The sequence below is a fragment of the Sphingopyxis sp. CR5 genome, from assembly GCF_059693785.1.
On record NZ_JCATIE010000016.1, the window covers coordinates 16,062 to 35,441 of the forward strand.

Annotated in this window: 18 protein-coding genes and 1 tRNA gene; 11 read left to right on the forward strand and 8 right to left on the reverse strand. The window is 66.4% G+C overall.

The window, feature by feature from the left end:
* Positions 1-66: 66 nt before the first annotated feature.
* Entirely contained in the window at positions 67-1,263 is a 1,197-nt protein-coding gene (locus tag AC58D2_RS19265; RefSeq protein ID WP_497392663.1) for a DUF932 domain-containing protein, read from the reverse strand.
* A 312-nt stretch (positions 1,264-1,575) separates the two neighbouring features.
* Positions 1,576-1,650, reverse strand: a tRNA-Gly gene (locus AC58D2_RS19270).
* 251 nt (positions 1,651-1,901) lie between these two features.
* On the opposite strand from AC58D2_RS19270, the gene AC58D2_RS19275 reads away from it, so the two are divergent.
* Positions 1,902-2,813, forward strand: a complete 912-nt coding sequence (locus AC58D2_RS19275) for a tetratricopeptide repeat protein (protein ID WP_497392664.1) — start codon at positions 1,902-1,904, stop codon at positions 2,811-2,813.
* Complete coding sequence (locus AC58D2_RS19280; protein ID WP_497392665.1) at positions 2,813-3,463, forward strand: LON peptidase substrate-binding domain-containing protein; 651 nt, start codon at positions 2,813-2,815, stop codon at positions 3,461-3,463. The genes AC58D2_RS19275 and AC58D2_RS19280 overlap by 1 nt, the downstream gene beginning before the upstream one ends.
* Positions 3,464-3,466: 3 nt before the next feature.
* On the opposite strand, the gene AC58D2_RS19285 is transcribed toward AC58D2_RS19280, so the two are convergent.
* Complete coding sequence (locus tag AC58D2_RS19285) at positions 3,467-4,135, reverse strand: sigma factor (RefSeq protein WP_497392666.1); 669 nt, start codon at positions 4,133-4,135, stop codon at positions 3,467-3,469.
* Positions 4,136-4,272: 137 nt separating this feature from the next.
* Positions 4,273-5,502: a UbiH/UbiF/VisC/COQ6 family ubiquinone biosynthesis hydroxylase gene (locus tag AC58D2_RS19290; protein WP_497392667.1), complete on the reverse strand. Its 1,230-nt coding sequence runs from the start codon at positions 5,500-5,502 to the stop codon at positions 4,273-4,275.
* A gap of 124 nt (positions 5,503-5,626) precedes the next feature.
* On the opposite strand from AC58D2_RS19290, the gene AC58D2_RS19295 reads away from it, so the two are divergent.
* Positions 5,627-7,951 carry an FtsK/SpoIIIE family DNA translocase gene (locus tag AC58D2_RS19295; RefSeq protein WP_497392668.1) on the forward strand — a complete coding sequence of 775 codons (2,325 nt, stop codon included), beginning with the start codon at positions 5,627-5,629 and terminating at the stop codon, positions 7,949-7,951.
* Positions 7,952-8,089: 138 nt separating this feature from the next.
* Positions 8,090-8,746, forward strand: coding sequence for a LolA family protein (locus AC58D2_RS19300; protein WP_497392669.1), 657 nt, complete (start codon positions 8,090-8,092; stop codon positions 8,744-8,746).
* 320 nt (positions 8,747-9,066) lie between these two features.
* Here AC58D2_RS19300 and AC58D2_RS19305 read toward each other — a convergent pair whose 3' ends face one another.
* The 4 genes from AC58D2_RS19305 to AC58D2_RS19320 all read right to left on the reverse strand — a co-directional run bounded on the left by AC58D2_RS19305 (position 9,067) and on the right by AC58D2_RS19320 (position 11,258).
* On the reverse strand, positions 9,067-9,516 hold the full coding sequence (locus AC58D2_RS19305; RefSeq protein ID WP_497392670.1) for a Dps family protein: 450 nt from the start codon (positions 9,514-9,516) through the stop codon (positions 9,067-9,069).
* A gap of 111 nt (positions 9,517-9,627) precedes the next feature.
* Entirely contained in the window at positions 9,628-10,197 is a 570-nt protein-coding gene (locus AC58D2_RS19310) for a TMEM165/GDT1 family protein (protein ID WP_497392671.1), read from the reverse strand.
* Positions 10,198-10,222: 25 nt separating this feature from the next.
* Complete coding sequence (locus AC58D2_RS19315; protein WP_497392672.1) at positions 10,223-10,537, reverse strand: hypothetical protein; 315 nt, start codon at positions 10,535-10,537, stop codon at positions 10,223-10,225.
* A gap of 76 nt (positions 10,538-10,613) precedes the next feature.
* Complete coding sequence (locus tag AC58D2_RS19320) at positions 10,614-11,258, reverse strand: GGDEF domain-containing protein (protein ID WP_497392673.1); 645 nt, start codon at positions 11,256-11,258, stop codon at positions 10,614-10,616.
* Positions 11,259-11,446: 188 nt separating this feature from the next.
* Here AC58D2_RS19320 and purE point away from each other — a divergent pair, with 188 nt between their 5' ends.
* The 7 genes from purE (at position 11,447) to lspA (ending at position 19,372) form a co-directional block, all read left to right on the forward strand.
* On the forward strand, positions 11,447-11,944 hold the full coding sequence (purE, locus tag AC58D2_RS19325) for a 5-(carboxyamino)imidazole ribonucleotide mutase (RefSeq protein WP_497392674.1): 498 nt from the start codon (positions 11,447-11,449) through the stop codon (positions 11,942-11,944).
* 11 nt (positions 11,945-11,955) lie between these two features.
* Positions 11,956-13,038 carry a 5-(carboxyamino)imidazole ribonucleotide synthase gene (locus AC58D2_RS19330; RefSeq protein WP_497392675.1) on the forward strand — a complete coding sequence of 361 codons (1,083 nt, stop codon included), beginning with the start codon at positions 11,956-11,958 and terminating at the stop codon, positions 13,036-13,038.
* Positions 13,025-13,516 carry a dihydrofolate reductase gene (locus AC58D2_RS19335; RefSeq protein WP_497392676.1) on the forward strand — a complete coding sequence of 164 codons (492 nt, stop codon included), beginning with the start codon at positions 13,025-13,027 and terminating at the stop codon, positions 13,514-13,516. The genes AC58D2_RS19330 and AC58D2_RS19335 overlap by 14 nt, the downstream gene beginning before the upstream one ends.
* Positions 13,516-14,709, forward strand: a complete 1,194-nt coding sequence (locus AC58D2_RS19340) for a dipeptidase (protein ID WP_497392677.1) — start codon at positions 13,516-13,518, stop codon at positions 14,707-14,709. The genes AC58D2_RS19335 and AC58D2_RS19340 overlap by 1 nt, the downstream gene beginning before the upstream one ends.
* Before the next feature lie 118 nt (positions 14,710-14,827).
* Positions 14,828-15,757 (forward strand): bifunctional riboflavin kinase/FAD synthetase, encoded by a 930-nt coding sequence (locus AC58D2_RS19345; RefSeq protein WP_497392678.1) that lies wholly within the window; start codon positions 14,828-14,830, stop codon positions 15,755-15,757.
* A gap of 46 nt (positions 15,758-15,803) precedes the next feature.
* Entirely contained in the window at positions 15,804-18,845 is a 3,042-nt protein-coding gene (gene ileS / locus AC58D2_RS19350; RefSeq protein ID WP_497392679.1) for an isoleucine--tRNA ligase, read from the forward strand.
* Positions 18,845-19,372: a signal peptidase II gene (gene lspA, locus AC58D2_RS19355; protein WP_497392680.1), complete on the forward strand. Its 528-nt coding sequence runs from the start codon at positions 18,845-18,847 to the stop codon at positions 19,370-19,372. The genes ileS and lspA overlap by 1 nt, the downstream gene beginning before the upstream one ends.
* Positions 19,373-19,380 lie beyond the last annotated feature (8 nt).

The following is a 19,380-nucleotide window of genomic DNA, read 5'->3' on the forward strand; positions in this document are numbered from 1 at the left end:
TGGGCGCGGCGCGGCCCTCTCCCTTTGAAGGAGAAGGACCGCGCCGCACGGTCGCCGAACCGCAGTTCAGCGAACCGCCGCGAGCAGCTTCGCCGCTTTCCCTTCCATCTCGAGGCGTGCGTCCTGATGCGGCTTGTCGCGTGCAAGCGCGGTAATGCCCTGCACGAAATCGAAGATCGACGCCGGGGGATGGCCTTCCTCGTCAAGCACCGTGGCGATGATCTTCTCGGTCTCGGCCTTCGAGAAGCCGCGTTTGCGCAGGAAAGACTGGCGATCGTCATCGTCGCGTGCGACAACCTGTGCTCGCGCCGCCTTGATCCCGGCCATGAAAGGTATCGGCGACGACGACGCGAACCGTTCGAGCGCAGGCGCCGCCTCATGCGCAAAGCGGTTGGCGGCGAACTTGCTGTGCCGGATGCTGATCTCCTCGAACCCCTCCGCGCCCCAGATATTGCGGTTCATGCACACCGCGCGGAGATAGAAGGACGCGATGCCGAGCGTCTTCGAGCCGACCTCACTGTTCCAGGCATAGAAGCCCCGGAAATAGAGATCGGGATCGCCGTTCGGCAGCTTGCCCGCCTCGATCGGATGAGCGTCGTCGACGAGGAACAGGAAGACGTCGCGGTCGCTCGCATAGAGCGTCGTCGTGTCCTTGGTGACATCGACGAACGGGTTGTGGGTCATCGTCGACCAGTCGAGCAGGCCTGGCACCTTCCAGCGCGTATCACCGATGCCATTGCCCGCGATCTTCATCACGGCCGCGACCAGTTCATGATCCCAGATGCGGCCGTAATCGGGACCGGTCACCGCGCGCAACTCGGTGCGGCCGTCCTCGGTTTCGAGGGTCTTCATCAGTTCGGCGCGGTGCGAGAGCAGGCCGTGCTGCATGTTGATGCCGGCGAGCGGCGCTGGAAGCTGGCGCAGATAGCCGGCGGGCGCACCGACCAGGCTCGCAAGCTGTCCGAACGACCAATGGGTCGGCGCCACCGGTTCGTCGCGGCCTGGAATGATGAGCGCCAGCCGCTCGGCATTGTCGCGCGCGGCTTCGACCCGGACGGCGCGAGTCTCGACGGTGCGAGCGGTCGCGCGATCGGCGCGGGCTTTCACCGCGTTATAGAGATCGGACAGCGACAGATAGCGCTCGTCGTCGGGGCGCGAGAACCACTCGGAAGAGACGCGGCCCATACACTGGCCACGCGAGATATCGACCTTGTAGCCAGCCGTGGCGGGCGGACTCGAGGAAAGGGAAGAAACAGATGCCATGGGACGTCTCCGCGACGGACGCCGGAAGACTCTCTCCCGACCCTTCCCGTCACGGCCGTTCCCGTTTAACTCTTCCTCTAACCGGGGGCGTTGCGGGGGCGGAGCCTCCCGCACGAAGGGGTAGCGGGAGACCGCAGGGCTCACGCTCAGGGGAAGTCCTTCCCCACAGACAACTCGAAAAATGCCGCCCGAACTGTCCGATGGCTGGATTTCGGATGGATACGAATTGGATACGACAGCTCGGCGGCTTGGGCTCGTATCCACGAAACGCCGACAGCGCCGTTCCCAATGCGTTGATTTTTATTGAAAATCTGGAGCGGGCGAAGGGATTCGAACCCTCGACCCCAACCTTGGCAAGGTTGTGCTCTACCCCTGAGCTACGCCCGCTCTGGCGGCTGGCGACCGGGAGGTGCCAGCGGGTGAGGCGGGCGATTAGCACCGGCTTCTGGAGTCGGCAAGCCCCCAATATCCCTTTTCTGCGCGATTATGTTCGCGGGGTTGGCATCGACGGCGCAATTCCCACATAAGCGGCAGGACCGAGTCTTCTTCCGCGGTGCGGAAGGCGGTGCCGCACCCTCCCGCACGCGCGGGCGGCGGGCCGGACCAGACCCGAAACATAGGAAACAGGAGCACAGGCCGTGGCCACATTGGGGCTGAACCCGCAGGAAAAGGAAGCCGTCGAAGCGTTTCGGCGCGACGTCGTCGATCCCTCGATGACCAAATTGGTCATCCTCGATTTCTGGGCCGAATGGTGCGGACCGTGCAAGCAGCTTGGCCCGGTGCTCGAAAAGGTCGCCGCCGACTATGCCGACAAGGGGGTCGTTCTGGCCAAGGTCGATGTCGACGCGAACGGCTTTATTGCCAGCCAGTTCCAGGTTCAGTCGATCCCGACCGTCTATGCGATCTTCCAGGGCCAGCCGGTCGCCAACCTGACCAACGCTCGCAGCGAAAGCCAGTTGAAATCGATCCTCGACCAACTGCTGGCGCAACTGCCGATCGAAAGCGAGGCAAAGGATCTCGCGGTGGAGATCGCTCCGCTGATCGAAATGGGCGAGAGCGTCCTTGCGGAGGGCGACGGGGCGCGAGCGGTCGGCATCTTCACGCAAATTCTCGACATGGCGCCCGACAATGCCGCCGCGCATGGCGGCCTCGTACGCGCGCTGCTCGTGGCGGGCGAAGCCGAAGCGGCGCAGGCGGCGCTTGACGCCGTGCCGGCCGAAATGGCGGGAGACCCCGCGATCGCGCAGGCGAAGAGTGCGCTGGCGCTCGCGGCCGATAAACCCGACGATGGCGAACTCGCCGCGCTCGATGCCGCGGTTGCGGCCGATCCGACCGACGCACAGGCGCGCTTTGACCTTGCCGTGGCCCAGATCGGCGCCGGCCAGCGCGATGCGGCGGCCGACAACCTGCTGCGCATCGTCGAGGACGACCGCGAATGGAACGAAGGGGCGGCGCGCGCCAAATTGCTCGAATTGTTCGAGGCGGTGGGTCTGGAAGACCCCTGGGTCGCGGCGCAGCGGCGCCGCCTCTCGCTGATCCTCTTCGGTTGATGAACAGCGAGGCGCCCCTGACTATCCAGCGGATCGCGATCTTTCCGCTTCCCGGCGCGGTGCTGTTTCCAGGGCTGCATCTGCCGCTCCATATTTTCGAGCCACGCTATAAGGCGATGGTTCAGGAAGTGCTGGCACGCGACCGCCAGATCGGGATGATCCAGCCACGCCAGATCCCCGGCGAAGAGGACCGCGAACCCCCGGCGCTGTACGAAGTCGGCTGTGTCGGGCGGATCGTCGACGTCGAGGCGCTCGACGAAGGGCGTTTCAACCTGGTGCTGGAGGGGGTTGCGCGTTTCCGCGTCCGCCGCGAACTCGATGTCACCACGCCGTTCCGGCAGGTCGAGGCCGAGATAGAGCCGGAGATCGACGACGACGCGGTGCTGTCGAGCATCGAGCGCGCCGGGCTCGAACGCGAGGCAAAGCGGTTCGCCGCGCGGCAGGGCTATGTCGTCGATTGGGATTCGGTCGGACAGCTCGATGACGAGACGCTGGTCAACGGCATTGCGCAGGTCGCGCCCTTTGACGCTGCGGCGAAGCAGGCCCTGCTCGAAACCCGCTCGATCGATGCCCGCGCGGAGCTCGTCGTGCAGATGATGCAATTCTTCGGCCGGTTCGACAGCGACGACGGCCGCGCGACCTTGCAATAGCCGTCAGAGCCGCTTGGCGTGACGCGCCATGTCGGCAATCGCCCGGCGCAGGACGTGGCGGTCGGCCTCGCAAAGCCGCGCCGGGATGGAATCGACGTCGAGGAAGTGGCGCTGAAGGAGTGCCCGGTCGGCCTCCAGCTTGCGGTCGCGCCGCGTTGTTTCGGGGTCGCGTATCGCCGTACCGCGCCGCGCGCGCCAATCGGCGACCAGCCGCTGAAGGCACAGGTCGGCAAGGCGATCCGACGCGCCGCCCTCGGTCGCGGACAGTGCTTCGGGATCGGCGAGCCAGTCGTTTGCACCGGCATCGCACAGCGCGTCGAGCGATAGCGGCGCACCCGCCACCGTGCCGCCGTATAATTTCTGCCGCAGTGCCTGAAGTTCTGCCCGGATCTGCCAGTGGGCGAACGTGACGAAGCGCGCGCGGTCCGGGTCGTGGCGTTCGGCCGCGCGGTGCAGCGCGATTGCGCCGGCCTGCTCGGCATCGTCGAGGTGACCCGCAAGCCCATGACGGCGCGCCAGCCACCGAATTTGGGGAGCGGCGAGCCGCGCCAGCCGGGCGAAGCTACGGTCGACGTGCAGGCGCGCTCTGGCGCCGGGCGCCGCTTCGAGCGCGGTCCGCGCCTGGATATACTCGCCCGCCGCCCGTTCGATTGCGTCGCTCTGTGCCGACATGGTCCCGTCCTTCCTGTGCGGCGTGGATGCCGCGAGGACGGACGTAGGCCGGTTTTGGTTAGCGGTACGGTGAGAAACCGATAGGGAGAATACTTAGTACTTAGGGTCAGGGCCCTGGGCCTGACCTCAAGCCGCGGTCAGATCTCTGCGCCCGCAAGCAGTTTCGGCAGGTCGCCGGCTTCGCCGCGGGCCTCGTCCATGAAGAAGCGCTTGAGTGCGGGCATGCGCTGTACCGCGCCCAGGCCCGCGCGGCGTACCGCCGACGCGGTTCGGCCGGGAATGCCGAACAGTCGGGTGAGGCCGTCGGTCGCAAGGCTGACCATCAGATTGTCGAGCCCGCGCCAGCGCTGGTAACGCGCGAGCAGCGCCGCGTCGCCCAGGTCGAGCCCAAGCCTGGCTCCTTCGACGAGCACCTCGGTCAGCGCCGCAACGTCGCGCAGGCCGAGGTTGAGTCCCTGTCCCGCGATCGGATGAATGCCATGCGCGGCATCCCCGACCAGCGCGAGGCGGGGGGCCACGATCCGGGCACTGTGATGAAAGCCCAGCGGATAGGTCATCCGCGGAGCGACGAGTTGCATCGCGCCGAGCACGCCGCCGGCACGCTTTTCCAGTTCGGCGGTGAAGCCGCGATCGCCGAGCTTGGCAAAGCCCGGCCCCTCCCGTTCGGATACCGTCCATACAAAGGCCGAGCGGTGGCGGCCCTGCGCATCGTCGACGAGCGGCAACAGCGCAAAGGGGCCGGAGGGATAGAAGATTTCATGGGCTACCTGACCGTGCGGCCGCTCGTGCGCCACGGCGCCGATCATCGCATGGTGATGATAGGACCAGCCGGCGAGGGTAAAGCCGAGTGCTTCGCGCGTCGGCGACCGGCGCCCTTCGGCGACGATCAGCAGGGGCGCGGCAAGACGGGTTCCGTCGGCAAGCGTCAGCGTCGCGCCATGCGAGCCGATCTCGCGCGCGACAACGGTCGATGGCATGTGAAGCCGCACCAGAGGCGCTTCGGACACCGCGTCGGCCAGCGCGAGGCGAAGCTGGCGATTTTCGACCATCGTGCCGAGCGCGGGGGCGTCGTCGGCGGCGACGAAATCGAGTTCGCCCGCCTGTCCGCCATCGCTGACCTTTATCGCGCGGATCGGGCATCCTTGTTCGGCAAGCCGGTCGGCGATGCCGATCACCTCGAACATCTGCCATACCGCGCTGGCGATCGCCGACGCCCGGCCATCGAAGCCGGGGGCGATCGTGCGGGTCGGGTCGGCGGGGTCGACGATCTGGCTCGACAGGCCGTGGCGGGCAAGGGCGAGGGCAAGCGTCTGGCCGACCAGGCCGCCCCCCGAAATCAGGACATCGCTGCGCAGCGTTTCGCTCATGCCTGCCGCCCTACTCCGACGAACGGCGCGTGGGAAGGGGCGAGAGAGGGGGCGCCATGCTTGACGGCGAGTCCGGCGCATGCGCATATCGCGCGGATTAACCACCAGGGGACCGAGTTTACGCATGGCAAGCCGCAAGGCCGTGACCGCAAAGGCCGATTGGCGCACCGTTTTCCGCCAGAGCATCGCGCGATCGCTGGTGATCGCCGCGGCGGCGGCGCTCGGCCTGTTCACCCTGTTCCTGACCCTTGCCTTCCTGACCCATGACGGCAATGACGCGGCGATCCATACCGCGGCGGGGGGGCGCCCGGCGAACTGGATGGGGGCGAGCGGCGCGTGGTTTGCCGATCTGGGGCTCTTCGTCGGCGGGGTTCCGGTCGTCCTGCTCTTGCCCTTGCTTGGCGTAATGGCGTGGCGATTGTGGGCTGCTGAGGCGCAGCCCTACTGGAAACGCCAGCTTGTCGCCGTGGTTGTCGCGATCACGCTTGTCGGGCTGGGCGCGCAGCTGTGGGCGCCCGACAGCGACGCGCCCTTGCCGGCCGGATGGGGCGGCATCGTGCCGCTGATCCTCGGCAGCGCCATCGCGCCGCTGTTCGACAAGGCGGGTGAACCCGCCGCGGCGCTGCTGCGCATCGGAGCCATAGTCCTGCTTGTCGGGGGGGGCTTGTGGCTCGCCTGGCGTGCGCTTCGCCTCGAACCCGGCTGGTACGGCCGACTGAAATTGCCTGCGGTGGAGCGGCGCCGCGCTCCTTCGCCGGGCGCCGCGATGCCAGCCGCCGCCGCCGCTGAGGACAAGGCGCCGACGTTGATCGACCGCGTCACCCGTCCGCGCCCGCGGGCCGAGCCCAGCGATCGCGCCCCGCCCGAAATCGCCGATCCGGTGCAGCGTTCGGCGCCTTCGAAGTCCAGGCCGAAGCCGCAGAGCGAACTGTTTACCAACTATCAGCTGCCCTCGATCGAGCTGCTCAATCCGCCTGCCGAGGGTCCGACGGGGCAGATCGACAAGGCGGGGCTCGAACGCAATGCGCGCCTGCTCGAATCGGTGCTCGAGGATTTTCAGGTCAAAGGCGTGATTACGGCGGTTCGCCCCGGTCCCGTCGTCACCATGTACGAACTCGAACCCGCGCCGGGGACGAAGGCGAGCCGCGTCTCGAATCTCGCCGACGATATCGCGCGCAACATGTCGGCGCTGTCGGCCCGCATCGCACCCATTCCGGGACGCACGGTGATCGGCATCGAACTGCCCAATGCGCAGCGTGAACCCGTCGTGCTTCACGAGATGATCGGCAGCCAGCTGTTCCAGGACCAGACCGGTGCGCTGCCGATCATTCTGGGAAAGAATATTAGCGGCGATCCCGTCATCGCCGACCTCGCGCCGATGCCGCACCTGCTGATCGCGGGGACCACCGGATCGGGCAAGTCGGTCGGGCTCAATGCCATGATCCTCTCGCTCCTCTATCGCCTCGGTCCCGACCAGGTGAAGATGATCATGATCGATCCCAAGATGCTCGAACTGAGCGTCTACGACGGTATTCCGCACCTGCTCGCACCCGTCGTCACCGAACCGAAAAAGGCGGTGCGCTCGCTCAAATGGGCGGTGGAGCAGATGGAGGATCGCTACCGGATGATGTCGTCGCTGTCCGTCCGCAACCTCGCGGGATACAACGACAAGGTCCGCGCCGCGCTCGCCAAGGGCAAATCGCTCGGCCGCCGCGTCCAGACCGGCTACGACCCCGAAACCGGCCAGCCGGTCTATGAAGAGGAGACGCTCGACTATCAGCCGTTGCCGCAAATCGTCGTTGTTGTCGACGAACTGGCCGATCTGATGATGACCGCGGGCAAGGAGGTGGAATTCCTGATCCAGCGGCTCGCGCAAAAGGCGCGCGCCGCGGGGATCCACCTGATCCTTGCAACGCAGCGCCCGTCGGTCGACGTCATTACAGGCGTGATCAAGGCGAACCTGCCGACGCGAATCAGTTTTCACGTCACCTCGAAGATCGACAGCCGCACGATCCTGGGCGAAGGCGGCGCCGAACAATTGCTCGGCAAAGGCGATATGCTCTATGTTCCCGGCGGCAAGCAGATCACCCGCATCCACGGCCCCTTTGTCTCCGACGACGAGGTGCGCAAGGTCGCCGACCATTGGCGTACGCAGGGTCAGCCCGACTACGTCGAGAGCGTGACCGAAGAACCCGAGGACGGCGGCTTTGCTATGGAGGGTGCGCCTGCGGGGGGCGACAGCGCCGAGGACCGCATGTACGCGAAGGCATGCCAGATAGTCGCCGAAAGCCAAAAGGCCTCGACGAGCTGGCTCCAGCGCCAGCTGCGCATTGGATACAACAGCGCCGCGCGCCTGATCGAACGGATGGAGGACGAGGGACTCGTCAGCCCGCCCAACCACGTGGGCCGCCGCGACGTGCTGACCGACCAATATGGCCAGCCGCGCTGATATCCGTGCCCAGGGTCCTGACCCTATGGAACCAAGTGCGGTTCCCGTGACTTGAACGGCATCTAACCGCCGGGTTCAGCGTCTATTCAACGCCGCGCTGCGATGAACCGGATCGACCATATCCAGAATGAGAACCTTATGACGCCGAAGCCCTCTCGTTTGACAATTACCCGCGCTGCGGCGGCATGGGCGCTTGCGCCGCTTGCCGCGGCGGGCCTTGCGATTGGCATCCCCGCCGCCGCGCAAACCTCCAACACCTTATCGACGGTACAGGCGCATTTGCGCTCCACCAGCTCGATGGTCGCCGATTTCGTACAGACCGACCGCAACGGCCAGCGGCTTTCGGGCACTTTGACGCTGAAGCGTCCGGGCAAAATCCGCTTCCAATATCAAAAGGGCGTGCCGCTTCTGATCGTCGGCGACGGCAGCCGGCTGACCCTGATCGACTATGAGGTGAAGCAGGTACAGAGCTGGCCGGTGAAGAACTCGCCGCTCGGCGTATTGCTCGACCCCGACCGCGACATCTCGCGCTACGCGAAGCTCGTGCCGACCGGGAACGACAATGTGCTGAGCGTCGAGGTCAAAGACCCCAAGCGCCCCGAATATGGCACGATCACCATGGTATTCGTCCGCGATGGATCGGCACCGGCCGGATTGCGCCTGCGCGGATGGGTCGCGCTCGATTCGCAGAGCAATCTTACGCGCATCGACCTGTCGAATCAGAAGTTCAATGTGCCGGTGTCCGACTCGACCTTCCGCTGGACCGATCCCCGGCCCAAGAAACGCGGGCGCTGATCCGGCGACAGGCGCCGTCGTCGCGCCGGAACGGCCCGCCGTTCCCAAGGAAGGCGGGCCGTTCTTCGACGAACGGCGTTCCAGCACGGACGAACGACATGAACGCGCCGGTCGGTCCGGATTCGTTCAGCTTGGGGACAGGGAATATCCCCTATTTGGGTTCTCGAAGGCGCCAACACGGCCCCCGGATTTGGGTTTCCCCCTGTTGCCCCTCCCGGGCTGCCAGGCACCTTCTTTTCAAGAGCGTGACGAACGCTGACCTTGAGCCCCCGTTCCACCGCCCCTGGAACGGGGGTTTATGATTCCGGCGCGCCTCGCGCCTATGCCAGCGTCGCTTTCAGGAACCAGATCCGCTGTTCGGTTTCGTCGGCCCAGCCGTCGACGAGGCCGCTTGTCGCGATGTCGCCGGCGGCTTCGGCAGCGGCTTTGGTTTCCTTGATCTGGGCGAGCAGCGTTTCATTGTCCGCCGCGAGGTTGCGGACCATCGTGTCGGCGTCGACGGCCGCGGCATCGTCGTCCTTGACCGTCTGGTGGCGCGAGACGTCGCCGATGGAACGCAGCGTGGCGGCGCCGTTCTTGCGGACGCGTTCGGCGATCAGGTCGGTCGTCGCCAATATCTGCCCCGCCTGTTCGTCGAACAACAGGTGAAGCTGGCGGAAACGGGGGCCTTCGACGTGCCAGTGATAGTTTTTCGTCTTGAGGTACAGCGCATAGCTGTCGGCGAGCAGCGCGTTGAGGGCGTCGGCGACGGCGGGTTGATTCTGGGACATGGGAGAACTCCTTTCTTGGAGTTCGAATATAATTATCTTGCCTAAGATTGCCCACAAACGCTCACGGATGGTGTAATCGATAAAATCGATCAATCGGTCGATGCGGCAGAGTTATCCCGATAACCCGAACGCCGTCATCGCGGCGCGGATGCCCCAGGCGAGGAGGATGGCCGCGCTGGCCCAGCGGAGTAGGCGCGCAGCGCGGCGGTCGGCGAGGTCGGGGCCGAAGGCGAGGAAGGGCAGCGCCGCGAAGAGCCAACCGATCGTTCCGCCCGCCGCGGCCCACAGGCCCGCCCCGCTCGTCGCCGCGAGGGCGCCGATCAGGAAGTGGCTGCGGTCGCCGACCTGCACCAGCAGCATGCGCAGCGCGAGCAGCGGCGCCGCCGCGCCCATCGCCCGTTCGTCGGAGAGCGTCAATCGGCCCGGCCAGAGCAGCGCGACCGCGGCCCCGCCGAGCGCGAAGGCGACAAGCAGCGCGACGATCCCCTGTCCGATCATCCGGTTGGCGGCCGATCCCGCGATCGCGGCGACGATTGCATTGGCAGCGAAACTGCCGATCGCGACCAGGATAACGGTGCGCCGGTCGTCTCGCGCCGCGAGCAGCCGCGACAGAAAGCGCCCGCTGCGCCCGTCGGCATTGGCGAGCAGCACCGCCACCAGCGTCACCATGATCGCGTCCATCGGCTGATCCTAGCCGCTCGCCGGCCTAGTTGGCGAGGCGTGTCGCGACCGAAGCCAGCCACGCCTCGGCGGCCAGCGTGGACAGCAGACCGGGAACGAAGGCGGCATCGTGCATCGCGTCGAGATAGACGCGGATCGCCGCCCGGTTGCGCCCTGCGCCGACCACCGATTCGAGATGTCCCGCCAGCACCGCCACGGCATCGAAGCCGCTGTCGCGCGCCAGCCGTCGGATCGCGTCGACGCTTTCGGCGATCTGGACCGGCGCCGCGCGCGGCAGCGTGTCGATCAGCGCGTCGATTCGCGATGTAATGTCGTGAGACCGGTCTTCGAAAGCCGTCATGGCGCACCTCCCGTCGATTGCGGACGATCATGCGCGCTTTTGGTTAACGCCCGGTTGAGGATGGGCGCGTGGCGGTTCAGCGATGGCCCGCCGGGCCGTCCTGCATCTGTTTGCAGCGGTACATGTCGCGATCGGCGGCGGCGAGCAGGTCCGATTCGTTCATGTCGGGTTCGAGCATCGCGACCCCGAAACAAGCCGATAAGGGGATTTCCTGCCCGTCGTAGACCGCGGGCGCCGCACTCAGCACATCGGCGAGACGGTCCATCTGCGCGCGCGCGCCGGCTTCGCTGGACTGGTCGAGGATCAATCCGAATTCGTCGCCGCCGATGCGCGCCGCGACGTCGGTCGACCGAATCGACGCGAGCAGGCGATTGGCGATTTCAAGCAGGGCGAAGTCGCCCGCCGCATGACCGAGGCTGTCGTTGATATATTTGAGCTGGTTGACGTCGGCGAACACGACCGCGGCCCGTTCGGCATGACGCTCGAACCGCGCGATGCGCTGGTGGATCGCGGTCAGGAAATAGCGGCGGTTGAACAGCGGGGTCAGCGTGTCGCGTTCAGACACGCGCTCGAGTTCGGCGACCGCGATCTTGAGCACACGATTTTCGCGGCGCAGCGTATCGCGTTCGCGGCGCACGGCGCGAAGCTGGTCCTCGATGGAGTCGACGGGAGCGAAGCCGATCTGGTCGACCGCAATCCGTGCCCCCCCCATACTGTCCATGCGACATCCCCGAATGCGTAGCCGAAAACGCCGCCGGCGAAATGCCGTCGGGCTCGATGGGGCGACGATAGCCATGACTTCATACCAATCGGTAAACGCTGGGCGAATCCGTCGGCGTTGCCCGTCCCTTCGCGAGCCGCTAGGGGACGGACGCGGCGATTCATCGCCGCGGCAGGAGGGATTTGCGAATGGGCGACAGCGCGCCGCGGGTGGGCGTCATCATGGGCAGCCAGTCGGACTGGCCGACGATGGCGCATGCGGTATCGATCCTTGAGGAATTCGGCATCGCGCACGAAGTCCATATCGTGTCCGCGCATCGCACCCCCGACCGGCTGGTCGACTATGCCAAGGGCGCGGCGGACCGCGGCCTGCGCGCGATCATCGCGGGCGCGGGCGGCGCGGCGCACCTGCCCGGCATGGTCGCGTCGATGACGCGGGTCCCGGTGCTTGGCGTGCCCGTCCAGTCGGCGGCCCTGAGCGGCCTCGACAGCCTGTTGTCGATCGTCCAGATGCCCGGCGGCGTGCCCGTCGCGACCTTTGCGATCGGCAAGGCCGGCGCGACCAACGCCGGCCTGTTCGCGGCGGGGCTGCTCGCCGGCGATGACAGCGGCCTGGCGCAGAAACTCGAGGCGTGGCGCGCCGCGCAGACCGAAAGCGTCGCCCCGATCCCCGTTCGCGAAGGCTGAGGATCCCGCGCATGCTGTCTCCCGGCTCGACGATCGGCATTCTGGGCGGCGGCCAGCTCGGCCGGATGCTGGGCGTGGCGGCGGCGCAGCTCGGCTACAAGACGCACATCTATGCCCCCGAACGTGAAAGCGTCGCGGCAGAAGTCGCCGCGCATCACAGCCAGGCCGCCTGGGATGACGAATCGCGCCTCGCAGCGTTTGCCGCGGCTTGCGATGTCGTCACGCTGGAATTCGAGAATGTGCCCGTCGATACCGTCCGCTTCCTGTCGGGCCATGTCGCGGTGCGGCCCGGTGCCGCGAGCCTTGAGATTGCGCAGGACCGGCTGACCGAAAAGCGGTTCGTCGCGGATCTTGGCGGCCGTACCGCCCCCTTCGCCGCGGTCGCCGACCGCGCAGAGCTTGACGCCGCACTCGCCGGCATCGGGGCGCCGGCGATCCTGAAAACGGTGCGCATGGGCTATGACGGGAAGGGGCAGGCGCGGCTGTCGACCGCCACCGACGCCGATGCGGCGTGGGACGCGATCGGCCGTCATCCCGCGATCCTCGAAGGTTTCGTGGACTTCGCTCACGAATTTTCGGTGATCCTGGTGCGCGGCCTCGATGGCGAGACGCGGGTCTGGGATTCGCCGCTCAACGTCCATCAGGACGGCATCCTCAGCACCTCGACGCTGCCCGCACCCGGCATCGTCGCCGCGCAACAGGACGAAGCGCGGGCCATGATGGCAAGGGTCGCCGACGCGCTCGATCATGTCGGCGTCCTGACCGGCGAATTCTTTGCGACCGAAGCGGGGCCGGTGTTCAACGAAATGGCGCCGCGCGTCCACAACAGCGGCCACTGGACGATCGAGGGCGCCGTCGCGAGCCAGTTCGAAAACCATATTCGCGCGGTCGCCGGCCTGCCGCTCGGCGATACCGACGTCTCGATGCTGCCGGTGACGATGCGCAACTTGATCGGCGCCGATATCGAAAGCGTGCCGCGCCTGCTTGCCGAAGGGCGCGTCCATGTGCATCACTATGGCAAGACCGAGGTGCGCGCCGGACGCAAGCTCGGCCACGCAACATGGGTCGGAACCTCTCCCAGTGAATCACCCTGAAATCACGCTGATTCTCGCCCGCGCCGCCAATGGCGTCATCGGGGCCGACGGCAAGATGCCCTGGCACCTGCCCGCCGACCTGCGCCGGTTCAAGCAGCTGACGATGGGACGGCCGATGATCATGGGCCGCAAGACGTTCGACAGCCTGCCCGCGCTGCTCGAAGGGCGGCGGCATATCGTGCTGACGCGCGATAGCGCGTGGCACGAAGAGGGCGCCGAGGTCGCGCATAGCGCGCCCGAAGCGTTGCGCATGGCCAATGCGCCGCAAGTTATGGTGATCGGCGGCGCCGAAATCTATCGCCTGTTCCTGCCGATGGCCGACCGCATCGAATTGACCGAAATCGCGATCGAACCTGCGGGGGACGCGGCGATCGCGCGACCGGACCCCGCCGAATGGCGCGAGGTCGCGCGCGCGGACCATCCCGCCGCCGAGGGTCGCCCAGCCCATAGTTTCGTGACCCTGACCCGGATTCGCTGATGCGCCGCTGGCTTTCCGTCCTGATCGTCCTGTTCCTCGTTGCCGCCGGCGCCTTCTTCCTGCTCGGCCCCGGGATGATCGAGCGCAGCATGAACAAGGTCGAGGGCGGCGCGCTGCCGCCGGTGAGCGAGCATGCGCGGGCGCTCCACCGCACGCTCACCATCGTCGACCTGCACAGCGACACCCTGTTGTGGAAGCGCAGCCTGCTGACCCGCGCCGGGCGCGGCCATGTCGACCTGCCGCGGCTCGAAGAGGGCCATGTCGCGCTGCAGGTCTTCTCGAGCGTCAGCAAGACGCCGAAGGGGCAGAATTACGACGCGAACAGCGCCGAGGGCGACAATATCACCAGCCTCGTCATCGCGCAGCTCCAGCCGGTCCGCACCTGGGGCTCGCTGCTCGAACGCTCGCTGTGGCACGCCGAAAAGCTGCTCCGCGCCGAAACGGCGTCGAACGGACAGTTGCGCGCCGTCGCGAGCCCGGTCGATCTGGACGCGCTGCTCGCCGCGCGGCGCGGCGGCAAGGCGGTGCCGGTCGGGGCGCTGCTCAGCATCGAGGGGCTTCAGGACCTGGAAGGCGACATCGCGAATCTGGACAAGCTCCATGCCGCGGGCTTCCGCATGGCGGGGCTGACCCATTTCTTCGACAACCGTCTCGCGGGGTCGATGCACGGGCTGAAGAAGGGCGGGCTCACCCCCTTCGGGCGCCGGGTCGTGCGCGCGATGGAGGCGAAGGGCATGATCGTCGATCTCGCCCATCTGAGCCATGCGGGGGTCGCCGACGTGCTCGCGATGGCGCGGCGCCCGGTGGTGTCGAGCCACGGCGGGGTGCAGGCGACGTGCAAGGTCAACCGCAACCTCTCCGACGCCGAGATTCGCGGCGTCGCCGCGACCGGCGGCCTCGTCGGCATCGGGTACTGGGACGCCGCGGTGTGCGACCTGTCGCCCGCGAGCATCGCGAAGGCGATGAAGCATGTGCGCGACCTCGTCGGGATCGAACATGTCGCTCTCGGCAGCGATTACGACGGCGCGACGACGGTGCGCTTCGATACCTCGCAGCTTGTCCAGGTGACGCAGGCGCTGATCGACGCGGGCTTCAGCGACGACGAGATACGCGCCGCGATGGGCGGCAACGCGATCCGCGTGCTGCGCGCGGGGATCGTCCCGATGGACGCAGGCGAGCGAGCCGCGAAATGACTCTTGCCTTCCAATCCGTTCGCCCTGAGCTTGTCGAAGGGCCGTTCTTTCTTTCCGCGTTGGAGGAGGAAAGAGCGGTGCTTCGACAAGCTCAGCACGAACGGAGTGAGGGGGAGCGATGATCCGCCTCGACGGTCACGAGCGCATCGCCGACCTGCTGCGCGGCGGGGTGATCGCGCTCGGCAATTTCGACGGCTTCCACGCCGGGCACCAGGCGGTCGTCGGCCGCGCGGTGCGCCATGCGAAGGACGTGGGGCGGCCGGCGATCGTCGCGACCTTCGACCCGCATCCGGTACGCTTTTTCAAGCCCGACGTCGCGCCCTTTCGCCTGACCACGCTCGACCAGAGGCAGGAGCTTTTCGGCGCGGCGGGGGCCGACGCGATGCTCGTCCTGCCCTTCGACGCCGCGCTCGCGGGGACAACGGCCGAGGATTTCATCACCGGCCTGCTCCTCGATCGCTACGGCGCGGCGGGGGTGGTCACCGGCAGCGACTTCGTGTTCGGCAAGGGGCGCGGCGGCAATGTCGTGACGCTCGCCGACCATGCCCGCCGCCTGGGCTTCTTCACCGAGATGGTGTCGCCGGTCGACGACGCCGAAGAGGTGATTTCGTCGAGCCGCATCCGCGACGCGTTGCAGGCGGGCGACTGCGCGACCGCGACGCGCCTCCTCACGCGGCCCTTCACCGTGCGCGGCACCGTCCAGCACGGCGACAAGAACGGCCGGCTGCTCGGCTTTCCGACCGCGAACCTCGACATGGGATCCTATCTGCGCCCGCGCTACGGCATCTATGCCGTGACCGGCCGCCTGCCCGATGGGCGCGTGCTGAAGGGCGCGGCGAACCTGGGCATTCGCCCGAGCTTCGATCCGCCGAAGGAATTGCTCGAGCCGCATTTCTTCGACTTTTCGGGCGACCTTTACGGACAGGACATCGACGTCGCCTTCCACGCCTTCCTGCGCGGCGAAGCGAAGTTCGACGACATGGATGCACTGACGGCGCAGATCGCGGCGGATTGCGACGCGGCGCGGGACCTGCTCGCGCATCTGTAACGCCGCTGTTTGCTCGCTCGCAAAACTAGGCTAAGCGCGCCCGACCATGACCGACAGCACGACCGCCCCCGAAACGCGCGACTATCGCGACACCGTCTTCCTGCCCAAGACCGACTTTCCGATGAAGGCCGGCCTGCCGCAGAAGGAGCCGGCGATTCTGGCCAAATGGCTCGAGCAGGACCTGGAAGGACAGATTCGCGAGAGCCGCAAGGACCGGGCGCAGTTCATCCTCCACGACGGCCCGCCCTATGCCAATGGCGACATGCACATCGGCCATGCGCTCAATCATATATTGAAGGACATGGTCGTCCGCACCCAGACGCTGAAGGGCAAGGACGCGCCTTACGTCCCCGGCTGGGATTGCCACGGGCTGCCGATCGAGTGGAAGGTCGAGGAGCAGTATCGCAAGAAAAAGCTGAACAAGGACGAGGTTCCGGTCGAGGAATTCCGCGCCGAATGCCGCGCCTATGCGCAGCATTGGGTCGACGTTCAGCGCGAGCAGCTGAAGCGGCTCGGCATCGGTGGCGACTGGGATCATCCGTACCTCACGATGGATTTCGACGCCGAAGCGACGATCGTCCGCGAGCTGATGAAGTTCGCGGAGTCGGGCCAGCTCTATCGCGGCGCCAAGCCGGTGATGTGGTCCCCGGTCGAAAAAACCGCGCTCGCCGAGGCCGAGGTCGAATATGAGGATATCGTCTCGACCCAGATCGACGTGGCGTTCGAGATTGTTGAGAGCCCGATTCCCGAACTGGTCGGCGCGCATGCGGTGATCTGGACGACGACCCCGTGGACGATCCCGGTCAACCAGGCTTTGGCCTATGGGCCGGACGTCGAATACGACCTCTTCAAACTGAACCTCGCCGAGGGCGAGAATGTTCGAGAGATGCGTGTACTCGTTGCCCGACCACTCGTCGGTGCCTTCATGAGCCGTCTCACGGCCGATCTTAAGGCAAAGTTTGGCGACAAAGGCTATCCGGCTGGCTTCGACTTCAAGAGCTTCAAAGGCTCCGACCTCGCCGGCACCATCGCCCGCCACCCGATGCACCATCTCGGCGGCTTCTTCGCGCGCCCGCGCCCCTTCCTGCCCGGCGATTTCGTCACCACCGACAGCGGCACCGGGCTCGTCCATATGTCGCCCGACCATGGCGAGGACGACTTCGACCTCTGCAAGGCGCACGGCATCGACCCCGTCTTCGCGGTCGAGGGCGACGGCAAATATCGCGCCGACTGGGCCTGGCTCGGCGGGCAGGGCAGCGTTATCAATCCGAAATTCAACGCGCCCGACGGCCCGATCTGCTCGGACCTGCGCGATGCCGGCGCGCTGCTCGCCGCGAGCGCCGATTACAAGCACAGCTATCCGCACAGCTGGCGCTCGAAGGCGAAGGTCATCTATCGCTGCACCTCACAATGGTTCGTGCCGATGGACAAGGTCATCGACCGCGACACGCCGCGCTGCGCCGACGAAGCGCAAATCCGCGCCGCGCAGGGCGAGGGCGAAACGCTGCGCGAACTCGCGATGCAGGCGATCGCCGACACGCGCTTCGTCCCGGCCAAGGGCCGCAACCGCATCGGCAGCATGGTCGAGGGACGTCCCGACTGGGTGCTCTCGCGCCAGCGCGCGTGGGGCGTGCCGATCACCTTGTTCGTGAACCGCAAGACCGGGCAATATCTGATCGATCCCGCGGTCAATGACCGTATTGTCGCGGGGGTGAAGGCGGGCGGGGTCGATGCGTGGAGCGACGCGCGCGCGCAGGAGTATCTGGGCGACGCCTATGACGCCGCCGATTATGAGCGCGTCACCGACATCCTGGATGTGTGGTTCGATTCGGGCTGCACCCACGCCTTCGTGCTCGAAAGCGGCAAATGGCCCGCGCTCGTCCGCCGCGACGGCGCGACGCACAGCGCCGACCTCTATCTCGAAGGATCGGACCAACATCGCGGCTGGTTCCAGTCGTCGCTGCTCGAAAGCTGCGGCACACGCGGCCGCGCGCCGTACAAGGCGGTGCTGACCCACGGCTTCACGATGGATGCCAAGGGCCTGAAGATGTCGAAGTCGCTCGGCAACACGATCAGCCCGATCAAGGTGATGGAATCGAGCGGCGCCGACATCATCCGCCTGTGGGCGCTGTCGGTCGACTTCACCGAGGATCACCGCATCGGCGACGAGATATTGAAAGGCGTCGCCGACCAGTACCGCAAGCTGCGCAACACCTTTCGCTACCTGCTCGGCGCGCTCGAAGGCTTCGGCGAGGACGAGCGCGTCGCCGACGTCGCGGCGATGCCCGAGCTCGAACGCTATATGCTGTCGCTGCTCGCCGACCTCGACGCAAAGCTCGCCCGCGCGGTCGACGATTTCGACTTCAACGCCTACACGCGCGCGCTTGCCGATTTCTGCAACGAGGATTTGTCGGCCTTTTACTTCGATATCCGCAAGGACCGGCTCTATTGCGACGTCAACCCGGCGAGCGGGTACCAGACGGCGGAGCGCGCCGCGTATCGCACCGTGCTCGATATCCTGTTCCACGCGCTCGTCCGCTACGCGGCGCCGGTGCTCGTGTTCACCGCCGAGGAAGTGTGGGGCACGCGCTATCCCGACGGCGGCAGCGTGCATTTGCTCGAGTGGCCGACGCTTCCCATCCAGCATCGTCATCCCGGCGAAGGCCGGGATCTCGACGGTGGAGATCCCGGCCTTCGCCGGGATGACGCGCTAGTGAAGCGATGGGCGGAATTGCGGGCACTGCGCGATCAACTCACGGAAGCTATCGAACCCTATCGTCGCGACAAGACGATTCGATCGAGCCTCGAAGCCAACGTTGTTGCCGTGGTTTATAGCCCGACTTCAAGGCACCTGCTCGACAGTGTCGATTTCTCGGAGATCGGTATTGTTTCACGTTGCAAAGCCATGACGGGCGAAGGTGATTCCGTGTCCCTTGAGACCATGTCCCGAACACACGGGCATCATCTCGTCCATTTTGAGATTGCTCGAACGGATGACCATAAATGCGGGCGCTGCTGGCGCCACTTGCCCGAAGTCGAAAGCGATGGCGCCTTGTGCCGTCGCTGCACCGATGTATTGGACGCCTGATGACTGAGACACGTTCGCCGCACCTGCGTTTCGGCCTGCTCCTCGCGGCGGCCGCTTTCCTGCTCGATCAGGTCAGCAAATGGATCGTGATCGTGCCGCTGTCGCTGAAGACGCAGCCCGGCGGGGTGATCGAACTTGCGCCGATCTTCAATCTGCGCTGGGCCGAGAACACGGGCATATCGCTGTCGATGTTCGCCGATGGCGGCGAGACGGTGCGTTGGATCCTCGTCGCGGTTACCGCGATCGTCGCGCTCGCCGTGGCTTTCTGGATGACCCGCGAAAAGGCCAAGGGCGACGTGGTCGCGCTGGCGCTGATCCTCGGCGGAGCCATCGGAAATATCCTCGACCGCATCCGTTATGGCTATGTCGTCGATTTCGCCGACCTGCATTTCGGCGATTTCCGCCCCTTCCTCATCTTCAACGTCGCCGACGCCTGCATCACGATCGGGGTGCTTTTGCTGGTTGCGCGCGCGCTGCTCTTGCGCGAAAAGGCCCCTTCGGCGGCCGACGAAGCCGTCACGGATTAAACGGGGCG